Origin of the sequence: Stenotrophomonas sp. CFBP8980, from assembly GCF_034046095.1 — a bacterium.
Taxonomy (GTDB): domain Bacteria; phylum Pseudomonadota; class Gammaproteobacteria; order Xanthomonadales; family Xanthomonadaceae; genus Stenotrophomonas; species Stenotrophomonas lacuserhaii.
In genome coordinates this window covers 613,199-624,014 of sequence record NZ_JAXCXF010000001.1, presented here as the reverse complement: position 1 = coordinate 624,014, position 10,816 = coordinate 613,199, and the positions used below count along the sequence as shown (strand labels likewise).

Sequence of the window (10,816 nt, the reverse complement as noted above, 5' to 3'; positions counted from 1 at the left end):
GAGGGATTTTCGATGAAGTTCTCTCTGCCAATCTACGCCGACTATTCCTCTTCTGCGCCTCCGCTCCCTGAGGTGGTAGAGGCAATGATGGAATGGTTGGGCAGCTCTCATGCGAATCCTCATGCCGATCACTTGCCTGGGCATCGGGCCGCAAGAGCGATCGATGATGCTCGGCAGCGAATCGGTGATCTTCTCGGCGCCGACCCGGAAGGAGTGATCTTCACCTCCGGCGCAACTGAGTCGAACAATCTGGCGCTGAAGGGCCTGGCCGGAACCTGTCTTGGAGGGCTATACGTCAGCTCTCTCGACCACAGCTCCATCGTTGAGGTGGCCCGTTACCTCAACGATAACGGAGAATGTCGAGGTGGGCAGTTGCAGCACGACCTGTACGGGAGTGTCTCTCCAGACGCGGTGAAGGCGTCGTTGTCTTCCGGGGGGGGGCGAGCGCTTGTGGCGCTTGCGCACGGAAACAACGAGATCGGTACGATTCAAGAGGTCGCCGCGATTGGGCGAGCTATCTCGGATGGAGGTCATCTGTTTCATGTAGACGCATCCCAGACAGCGGCGCATGTTCCGATATCTGTGCACGAAATGCGGATCAGCACTCTTAGCATATCCGGCCATAAGCTCTACGGACCCGCGGGCATCGGTGCGCTTTGGATGGACTCTCAACTCAATGATGAGCTGCTCCCACTGCTACATGGGGGAGGGCAACAAGGGGGCGCGCGCTCGGGCACCGTCCCTGCCTATCTAGCCGTCGGGCTCGGTACAGCAGCTAAGCTTGCGCTAGACAGAATGACTGAGTCCCGGGCGCATCTTGCGTCGATGACAACTCTGTTCTTGGAGGCACTTCACGGGAACGGGATAGATCCAGTCATCATTGGCCATCCAACAAAGCGATTGCCAGGGCATCTCAGCCTTCGTTTCCCTGGGGCCACTGCGCCCGATTTGCTATCAAGACTGGCTCCACATGTCGCATTGTCCACGGGGGCTGCGTGCTCGTCTGGCGAGCTTCGGGCCTCAAGAGTCCTTCGAGCCTTAGGCATGGATGAAGAAAGCGCTGGGGAGGGGGTGAGGGTAAGCTTTGGTCGCTCGACCACTCGACGAGAAGCAAAGCAGGCGGCTGGACACATAGCCAATGCGGTCCGTGCTGTCCTGGATCTCAATTGACCAGAGCGTCGAAAGGACTGCAATTGAGAGGCCGATTCAGCTCCTAAAGTGGCGAGAAGTCCATACGGCTTCGCGATCGACGCGCGGAGCATTGTCTACAGCTACCTGCGCAACTGCGCGCCCTCACCGGATACCAGCCCCCTACCGCCCGCAACAACCGACCTTGTCAAAACGGTCTTCCATCCCAGCGCATGTCGGCACAGCAAAGGCGTCTAGCGGAAGTTGCGGTCACCTGTACGGTACGTGCGGACAGGTACGGTGGGTTGCATCGAACCTGTGCGACTACTCGCAGTATCCGCCCGCAACTCCACACGCCTCTTTGAGAGATTGAACCTTGATCGCCTAAGTCGCCGCCGTGGGCACAAGGAGCAAGTGTCAATTATTTGGCGGCCGCTTCGAAGGCGTATCGCCAAGCGGCGCTCCCCTGTCGCCCCCGGATGGCATTTGCAATAAGCTGTGCAAATAGCTTAACGAGGGGCGGATTCGATATGGCGAAGGGATTCAGGATCGCAGCAAGAGCTCTACGGCAGCTAGGGGCTGAGCTGATAACGTCGGATGACGTCGCGCTAAACGAACTTATTAAGAACGCTTTCGACGCCCGCTCTCCTCGTGTGGCTGTGCACATCAACGCGATGGTAGATGTCCAAGTTCTTGCTGTGATCGAGCAGCGCCTTCGTGCCGGCGACATCACCTCTGGCAATGCAAGGGAGATGTTTGTGCGGGCATTCGCCGCCGAACTTGGCCCAGATGATCGCAGCGCAGTCCTCTCAAAGTTCGATAGGGCGACATCGCTTGGAAAACAGAAGCTTCTTGAACACATCGAAAGCTTGCGCGTAGCTCAGTCCATCTCGGTCATCGACACGGGCAAAGGGATGTCGAGAACCGATCTCTCGGATCGATTCCTAGTGATTGGAACTCCTGGAAAGCTGAAAGAGCGCGAAGACGGTGATGATGATGGTAAGCCCCTGCTAGGTGATAAGGGAATTGGCCGTCTCTCAATGATGCGGCTCGGGAATCAGGCAACGGTTAGGTCAACGCAGCTAGGCTCCGTTCGGTGGAACGAGATCCACTTCATATGGAGCAAGTTCAATGATCCGTCCCTATTCTTGGACGACATTGATGTCGACGTCGAACGCGCTGGCGCCTCTTCAGAAGATGAGAGCGGAACCCGAATTGAGATCAAAGAGTTAACAGCAAACTGGAACACCGAGAAGGTTCAGTCGTTCATCCACCGATATATGCGCCGACTTCAGGATCCCTTCGCGAAGAAGCGGCACCCTTATCCCGTAGACATCTATCTCAACGCAAAGCGGTTGTCGATCACAGCGCTTCCGAAATGGATGGCGCAGACGGCGCAGTTTCGTGCTGATATCCAATTTAATCCCGACGGAATTGATGGGAGCGACCAAGTTTTCCGCCGTAGCATCAAGTGGCGCACTAGCAGTACGTCCGAAGTCCGCAGTTGGTCGATGAAGGAACTAGTTAGCCAACTTGAAGTTGCCTCGGCAATCTTCAAGGGTCTCGGACCTTTTACAGCGACGTGCCTGTGGTTCAATCGAAGCATGCTCGCCGTCAACGAGGTGGACCGAACGCGAGCCGAGATTGCCGAGGAGCTCAATCAGTGGTGCGGCGGTTTCGCGGTTTATCGAGACAATTTTCGCGTCGGCAAGACTGGTGGGATGGAGGATGATTGGCTCGAGTGGGACAGTGGCGCTCTGAAGAACAAAGGCTATGCACTAAATCGCTATCAGACTATCGGAAGCGTGAGCATTTCTTCCAGCACAAATCCTCGCCTGGTTGACTCTGCAAATCGCGAGCGACTCATCGCCTGTCCGGAGCAGGAGCTTCTCAAGAAATTGCTCGGTGAAGTGCTGGTGGGGGATCTGCGAATGCATATCAACACTGTCAGAGAGGCGGAGGCGAAAATTGGAATCGCTGAAGAGTCCACGACGGCGTCGCTGAAAGCGTCCGAAGATGCGCTCAAGAGGACACTGGCGGAAGTTGATCGGATTGGAAAGCTGCTGCCAAAAGAGCAGCGTCAGGGGCTTACCGATATCCGCGCAACGCTCCAGGGGCAGGTCGAATACGTAAAGACAATTAAGAACTCGCTCAACATGGCGCGCGAGACCAGGGTTGAGCTCCTTGAGCTGGCCAACATTGGCCTGGTGGTCGAAATTGTCATACATGAGTTGACCCGCCTGACCGAGCGTACGGGAGAGCTGCTCGCGGACCTTCAGCGCGACGGGAACAGTAACGTGGTCGACGTCGTGGACAACTTGCGAGCGCAGATCGTGGCCACGAACAAGCGCATACGCACGGTTGACGCAATGAGTCCATCGGGGCGTCAACGTAAAGAGCATTACGATGCCGTGGCACAGACGAGAGGCATTGTAAGTGGCTTCAAGAATAGGTTCGCTCGACACGACATACATCACTTTGTAACGGTAGATGACGAGCCTGCTGAGAATTGGAGTGTTGAGGTTTACATGGTGAAGGGGCTGATTGCGCAAGCTCTGGAGAACCTTCTCGCCAATTCCGTGTATTGGTTGCAACAGGGGCTAAAGCCGGGGTCTAACAAGCGCGAGATCCGGATCAATTTGGACTCGAAGGCCTTGACGCTGTACATATCAGACAACGGCCCTGGTATCGACCCCCACTACGCGAAGGAAATCTTCAGGCCATACTACTCAACGAGAAAGAAGGGCAAGGGGCTGGGCTTATACATTGCATCGGAGCTCGTCGAATATCACGGTGGTCGCCTTTATCTAGATTCCCTTCCCGAAGACGACGGCCGTCTTAGGACTTTCGTACTCGAACTACCCAAGGATGGAGCCTAATGAATAATTGCAAATCCTCTCAAGATGCTGAGCACGCGGTGGTATCAGCAGATCTCGCCTCTGCTAGGGAGGGCGGCGCAGAGGAGTCCGGAGATACTGCAGCCCTCGTCGATGAGTCGGTGCCAACGACAGATGAAAAACTCTCGTCTACGGCAGCGATGGCTGGGGCAGCAGGTACTGGCGTGGCGGCAGCGATTCAGCCTCGAAGAGTGCTAGTCATTGACGATGAGTTGCATGGGATGTCGTTTGCTCATCTACGCGAGTCAGCTGCAGACTTCGTGGCTGACATCGAGGATCTCACAAGCCCGACGACTGAAGCCGTTTGGTCGTATATGCATAAGCATTGCGGCGCGAAGCCCTTTGAAAACAACGATCCGGACCTCATCCAGGAGTATCTTTCTTCGGACGGCTTTGTTACTGAGGTACTTCTTTCTCAGAAATTTCGAGACGCTAACGTCGCCGGAACAGAGGGTTTGAGAGGTTTTTATGAGCGATCTGACTCGGTAAGCGTGCTCAGGGCGCATATCGAAGCCGCCTACCCGTCGCCAGACTTCTCGATTGAGTTTAGAAACACTCGTCCTTCGGCTCACAGGGAGCTGCTTGCGTACGATCTGGTCTTGTTGGATCTGGTTTTAACCAATAGTGCAGATGCAGTCGACGAGCTCGTCAGATACTTACACAATCTCGGTAACTCAGCCTATCCTGAAAGACTGCCACTTCTAATCGTGCTTTCTAGCAGAGAGGAGATGGTTGACCAGCGCTTAAGGTTTAGTACTGAGTCATTCATCAGCGCGGCGGGCTTGCTATTGCTAGAGAAGCGCCACGTGCGTCTCGCAGAGTTTGGCGCGGCTGGTTTGCGGCTGTGCTACCAGCAGCTGAACAAACAGCGCGATGTAGCGCAAGGGATGCGCGTCTTCATTCGCGAATGGACGTCCGCTCTTGATGCTGCAAAGATTCAGGCCAGTAGAACTCTCTGGAATCTTGATGCGGCAGCAATGCAGGAGATCCACTTGAGTGCTTCAAGGGACGATGACCCTTACGATGAGCATCTGACTGAGCTGGTGGCAAGGGAATACATCTGGCACGTTGAGGGTACCGCGAGAGTTGTCGAAGCAATTGAAGCCTTGGATGATTCATTCAGATCCTGCCTACATTCCCCAGGCGGCAAGCTCGTCATTCGCGATCGGTTTATGACCCCTCATGTTGATTCCAAGCCAGGTCGCGACGTTGTATCACACTATAATTGGACTGGATTTGCGATCTCCACGGTTTTTTCTGAAGTCAGCAATGAGACTCTGAGAAATAGCTTTAACCGACTCGTGCCTTTTGGCGCCGTGTTGTCGCCTGATGAGATTACAAACGGGACGCAGTGTTGGATTCACATTACGCAGCAGTGCGATCTGAATGGTGCAGTCCGAGTGAAACAAGCCGGTCAGTCACTCGATTCCACTCAGTCTGCAACGTTCTGCATCGCAAAGGCTGTTGAGGTGCATGATCGATCAGTACCTAAGCATGACAACGGTGACCTTGTTGCCCGAGGCCTTGCGTTCGGTGGAAAGGAGTATGATTTGAAGTGGGAGAAGGGTACTCTGATATCGATGCCCGTCTCCGATTTTGTTGATTTTGCTGTTAAATCAGGACGGCGTGTCGTCGGTCGATTGCGCCACGATATTGCCAGTCAGTTCTTGACTGCAACGTCCAATCATATGACTAGGCCTGCCTCACTAAAGACAACTAGGCTTGAAGTATGGCCGGCGCAGTTCTATCTCTGGGGAGCAGGTGCTCCTGACAACAAGCCGATCGCTTTCCTTGATAGGGATGGAAAAAAAGCCCGCCAGGTCATGGTGAGTCGTCATAACGGAGAGAATGTCTTTCTGCAGGACGACAACTGTGTCTGGCTCGGGCTCTGGATCGGCGAGAAATTGAAGGCCCACTTCAATCAGTCTGTTGATCTGGAAGAGGTATGCAACACACTTAGCGTTGGAATTGGAAAGGGGCAGCCTGTTGTCGGAAATGTCACTCTTGCGATTGAAGAGTGCATGTTCGGTAATGTTCCGGGGTTCTGGAAGGGCAGAGCTGCTCCGAAGGGCAAAGTCTCTCTGTACATGATTTCGGAGCCGGCCAGCTAGCGCTTGCATTTTGGCGGCTAGGCCTAGGGAGCCAGCCCTTGGGATTCTAAGTGCTGGCGTACTGAGGCAAGGGCGCCGACCTTGCCACTGCACATGTGTTCGAGAGCAGTGGCGCCATTCAAAAATGGGGCATTATTTGTGCGACGAACCCAGCTGTTTGCCTGCTGGGCATTTGGAAAGATCGTATGGAGTGCAATGTAGATTCCGATTATGAAACTTACTCGCTCAAGGGTCTCGCGATGTGAGGCATCGGCACCTTCTGGCTCGAGTGAGGCGAAAGCTGCGTCAAGGGGCTTTCCCAGAATTGCGGACTGCTCCTGATCTGTCAGACACCAGGCTTGGGCAATACGCGTGAACGCTTTCCGGGCCGGCGCCGAGAGGTTGCAGTGGGCCCAAGCCGATGTCTGTCTCATACTGCCGCCCGTCGTAGCCCGGCGGCGCCCGCCAAGTCCATCCCGACGCCCACTGCTTCAACTGAGATGAGCTGCTGCTCGCTAGGGGAGAGGGGCCACTGCCCTCTGTACAGACATCGTCCGCGTCGGTGGTGACTCAAGGCCACTTGCCTCGCGAAGCGATAAAGAGGTGCATCGCGTGGCGGGACTCCATCGCTTGCTCTGGAAGTTCGATCTTCTGTTGGTAGCAAATGCAGCGGGCGTAGGCGACCTGGGCTTTCGTCGGTCGCTTGATGTCCCAGTCGAGCAGCTCTGGAATCAATCGAGGACGGGCGGTTGCGCTCGTGGACCAACGCTGATCCTCATGAATCCAGTCATGTTCGGATCTGGCGTAGCTCTGTACAGTGTTTGTATCTTGGGGTCCGATATTGTTCCGAGCCGAAGTCCTGTGCGGAATCCGAGGCTCAGGAACAGCTGGAGCTCCTCCGTTCCGTGCTGCTGCGCGTATGCCTGGATTGATTCTTGGTCGTCTGCAGAAACGGGGACCAGGTTGTCTTCCAGGGCTATGGAACAGGGTGCGGGCCTAGCTGGAATACGAAGGTCCGTACTTAGCTTCAGGATAGTTCTTTCAAAGCCGAAGTCTGTTGAGACACGTACACCGATATGCCTGTCTTCCCACATTGGCCACTCAGGGGAAATGAGGCGGTGGGTGTTCGCCCAGCGGTAGAATTGGACGATGGCGCGAATTCTGGATGCCGCTGTTCGCCGGTTGATGCCGCCGGCACCTATCTCCCGAATTAGAAATGATCGGTAGAGAAACAGGTACCTCTTTTCCTTCTCTGCTGGAAAGTGCCACCAGCTCGTATCTGTCTCCTCAAGCCACTTGGCATATGCGAGGAGATGAGTCATTAAAGACTTTAGTGTCGCGCCATCAACATTATTCTTCTGGGCGATCCATAAATTGACTTCTCGCCAAGGGGTATTGTCCCGCCAGAAGATCGTCGGCAGAGGTCCTGAGTACGTCTTAGTTCATCCCGCTTCTGCATAGGACGACAGTCCCACACGCTCCAACACGGCCACTTGTCCATCATAGCGTGTTACGTTGGCGCGAACGCAGTAGCATGTTACGTGTGAGCAGGAGCTGACTTCATCCCCTCCCCGCGCGCGTGGGATATGTCGTGGATGCTACGTTGTTTCGCGGAAATCGATCATTTCTCCCTTTGCCGCCTTGACTGATTCTCGGCCGGCTACCCACGATGATTCGGCGTTCCAAACAACGCGCAGGCGGAATCATGCGCACGCTGGTCACCGCGCCGGCAGGTACGCGTGACGCCGTCAACTTCCTTGACGTTTACCTCTGCTGCATCGCCCCCCGGCCTGACAACGGCCGCCCCGCACGCGACGCAGCTCGCCTTCCAGATGAAAGACCAGGCAGATGGAAATGCCTGATAACCGGAGTCTCCCGATGAACTACAGACTGGACAATAAAACCGCAGCGATCACCGGCGCCGCCGCAGGCATCGGCCTTGCGTGTGCGAAGCGACTGCTTGAGGCGGGTGCCGACGTCGTCTTGATCGATCGCGATGCATCGCAGCTGGAACGGGTATGCGCGGAGCTGGGCCAGCGGGCCAGGCCGCTCGTTGTGGATCTGCTCGATACCGGGGCAGTGTCGGCACTGGACGCGCGGATCGCCGATCTCGTCGGCCCGCTGGATATTTTCCATGCCAACGCCGGAACGTATGTCGGTGGCGCTGCAGCGGAGGGGGATCCGGAGCAGTGGGACAGGATGCTCGATCTCAACGTCAAGGCAGCATTCCGTTGCGTAAGGGCCGTACTGCCTGGAATGATCGAGCGTAAAACAGGTGACATCCTGTTCACCAGTTCGGTTGCCGGGGTGGTGCCGGTAGTGTGGGAGCCGGTCTACACCGCTTCCAAGTTCGCAGTGCAGGGTTTCCTCCACGCCACGCGGCAGCAGGTGTCGCAGTTCGGCATCCGCATGGGCGCGGTGCTTCCCGGTCCGGTGCGGACCGCACTGGTCGAGGACTGGCCGAAGGCCAAGCTCGAGCAGGCGCTTGCCGATGGTTCGTTGATGGGGGCCGAAGAGGTGGCCGAGGCGGTGCTCTTCATGCTGACGCGCCCGCGCGGGGTGGTGGTCCGCGACCTGGTGATCCTGCCCAACATGACGAATCTCTGAGGTGCCGCTTATCCAGCGGCACGTGATCGGTGTGGATGTCGGCACGGCGAGCGTTCGTGCTGGCGTATTCGACTTGAGCGGACGTCTGCTGGGCGTCGCCACGCAGGACATCACGGTGTACAGATCTGCCGACGGTCACGTGGAGCAGTCCAGCAGCGAGATCTGGCGGGCCGTCTGCATGACGGTCCGTTTGGCCTCCTCCGATGCCGGCATCGCAGCGGAAAAGATAGAGGGAATAGGTTTCGATGCAACCTGCTCGCTCGTCGTGCTCGGCGCAGATGAAAACGGCCTGCCTGTTGGCGATCCGCAGCATCCAGACAGGGACATCGTGGTGTGGATGGACCATCGCGCCATGCGCCAGGCCGAGCGCATCAATGCGGGACGGCACGCTGTACTGCGCTTTGTGGGAGGAACGATCTCGCCGGAAATGCAGATGCCCAAGCTGCTCTGGCTGAAAGAGCATCGACGCGCGGTCTACGATGCCGCTTCGCATTTCATGGACCTGGTTGATTTCCTGACCTTCCGCGCGACAGGCAGTCTGCAGCGGTCGTCCTGCCCGCTGACGTGCAAGTGGAACCATCTCGGCCATGAAGGCCGTTGGGATGAAGACTATCTGCAAGCGATCGGATTGGGCGAGCTTGCCGATGATCTGTCGCGGATAGGGCAGGAAATCGTGGTGGCCGGGACACCGCTCAGCCGAGGGCTTACCGTGGAAGCGGCCGCCCAGCTCGGACTGAGGCCGGGCACGCCGGTGGCGGCAGGGCTTATCGATGCACATGCCGGGGGGATCGGCACGGTTGGTGCGACGGGCGATGTTACCGGCAATCTGGCGTATGTTTTCGGGACCTCCGCCTGCACGATGACTACGACCACCGGGCCGGTCTTCGTGCCAGGTGTCTGGGGGCCCTATTTTTCCGCGATGGTGCCCGGCCTGTGGCTCAATGAGGGTGGGCAGTCAGCGGCGGGCGCCGCGATCGAGCACCTGCTGTCTCTCCATCCTGCCCATGCCGAGGCCACTACGCTGGCCACCGCCGCGGGGCTGAGCTTGCCGGATTGGCTCGTCCAGCAGGCGCTTGCGGACCTGGGGGAACGTCCCAACGAAGACCTCGTCGAGCGTCTGTGCGGGTTGCATATCGTGCCGGAGTTCCTCGGTAACCGGGCGCCACATGCGGACCCGCGCGCACGTGCGGTCGTATGTGGGTTGGGGATGGAGCGCGACGTGTCCAGCCTGGTTACGCTGTATCTTGCCGGCGTTTGCGCCATAGGCTACGGGCTGCGCCAGATCATCGATACGCAGGCCGTTCACGGTGCGGACATCGAGCGCGTGATGATCAGCGGTGGCGCTGGCCGTTCGTCCGTGGCGCGGCAGTTTCTGGCGGACGCGGCGAGGCGCCCCATCGTCACTGTCACCTGCGAGGAACCGGTACTACTCGGGTCGGCGATCCTGGGCGCCGTAGCGGCAGGTGCGTTTGATGACGTCGCCACCGCGATGCGCGCGATGAGCCACGTGTGCGAGATCACGCAGCCGTCGTCGACCTGGAAGGAAGTCCACGAGCAGCGCTTCACGATGTTCGGACGGCTGCAGGCGCTGTCGCGCGTTGGCCGTGACAGCTGATGGCTCCCGTAGGTTCTCTTTCGGCACGTCGCAAGGCCTGCATGCATTGTGAAGAAGGTCCTTATGCTCCGTCTTGATGGACTGAATTGATGCCACATTGCGTTGCCTGCGCCATCGCCACCGGCCTGCTGGAGGCACGTGTCGTTTTCGAAAATGAGCACATCGTGTGCTTTCTGGATCACATGCCGATCAACGAAGGCCACATTCTTCCGCGCGAGTGGACGACGTCCTGCGGAACGCAGTCGAATGGGTGACGAGAGGTGGTAGCGCCGAGCCATGCTCGGCGAGCGCGGAGCGCGGCGTGTTTGAGGCATCACGATGTCGGAACGGAAAGCCGCCGAGCATGGCTCGGCGCTACCGGGATTACGTGGCGCCGCCGTTGGTAGCGCCGAGCCATGCTCGGCGAGCGCGGAGCGCGGCGTGTTTCAGGCATCGCGATGTTGGAACCGGGAGTCAACAGCGTGACGACCAACGGTCGT

At 57.6% G+C, this 10,816-nt stretch carries 6 protein-coding genes; 5 read left to right on the top strand and 1 reads right to left on the bottom strand.

The window, feature by feature from the left end:
* Positions 1 to 12: 12 nt before the first annotated feature.
* From SOM47_RS17635 to SOM47_RS02795, 3 genes are all read left to right on the top strand, one after another.
* Entirely contained in the window at positions 13 to 1,170 is a 1,158-nt protein-coding gene (locus SOM47_RS17635) for a cysteine desulfurase family protein (RefSeq protein WP_414715746.1), read from the top strand.
* A gap of 488 nt (positions 1,171 to 1,658) precedes the next feature.
* Positions 1,659 to 4,007: an ATP-binding protein gene (locus tag SOM47_RS02800; protein ID WP_320504691.1), complete on the top strand. Its 2,349-nt coding sequence runs from the start codon at positions 1,659 to 1,661 to the stop codon at positions 4,005 to 4,007.
* Positions 4,007 to 6,136 carry a hypothetical protein gene (locus tag SOM47_RS02795; protein WP_320504690.1) on the top strand — a complete coding sequence of 710 codons (2,130 nt, stop codon included), beginning with the start codon at positions 4,007 to 4,009 and terminating at the stop codon, positions 6,134 to 6,136. Before SOM47_RS02800 ends, SOM47_RS02795 begins: the two co-directional genes overlap by 1 nt.
* Before the next feature lie 710 nt (positions 6,137 to 6,846).
* On the opposite strand, the gene SOM47_RS02790 is transcribed toward SOM47_RS02795, so the two are convergent.
* Positions 6,847 to 7,437: a hypothetical protein gene (locus SOM47_RS02790; RefSeq protein WP_320504689.1), complete on the bottom strand. Its 591-nt coding sequence runs from the start codon at positions 7,435 to 7,437 to the stop codon at positions 6,847 to 6,849.
* Between the two features lie 556 nt (positions 7,438 to 7,993).
* Here SOM47_RS02790 and SOM47_RS02785 point away from each other — a divergent pair.
* Together SOM47_RS02785 and SOM47_RS02780 are read left to right on the top strand one after the other, a co-directional pair.
* The gene (locus tag SOM47_RS02785) at positions 7,994 to 8,722 is read left to right on the top strand and encodes an SDR family oxidoreductase (protein WP_320504688.1); all 729 of its coding nucleotides are present in this window, start codon (positions 7,994 to 7,996) and stop codon (positions 8,720 to 8,722) included.
* Between the two features lies 1 nt (position 8,723).
* Complete coding sequence (locus tag SOM47_RS02780) at positions 8,724 to 10,337, top strand: FGGY-family carbohydrate kinase (protein WP_320504687.1); 1,614 nt, start codon at positions 8,724 to 8,726, stop codon at positions 10,335 to 10,337.
* Positions 10,338 to 10,816 lie beyond the last annotated feature (479 nt).

Bases quoted from the DNA above. Each gene is read 5' to 3' on its own strand.
- SOM47_RS17635 (WP_414715746.1), top strand. From the start codon at position 13: ATGAAGTTCTCTCTGCCAATCTACGCCGACTATTCCTCTTCTGCGCCT.
- SOM47_RS02800 (WP_320504691.1), top strand. From the start codon at position 1,659: ATGGCGAAGGGATTCAGGATCGCAGCAAGAGCTCTACGGCAGCTAGGG.
- SOM47_RS02795 (WP_320504690.1), top strand. From the start codon at position 4,007: ATGAATAATTGCAAATCCTCTCAAGATGCTGAGCACGCGGTGGTATCA.
- SOM47_RS02790 (WP_320504689.1), bottom strand. From the start codon at position 7,437: ATGACTCATCTCCTCGCATATGCCAAGTGGCTTGAGGAGACAGATACG.
- SOM47_RS02785 (WP_320504688.1), top strand. From the start codon at position 7,994: ATGAACTACAGACTGGACAATAAAACCGCAGCGATCACCGGCGCCGCC.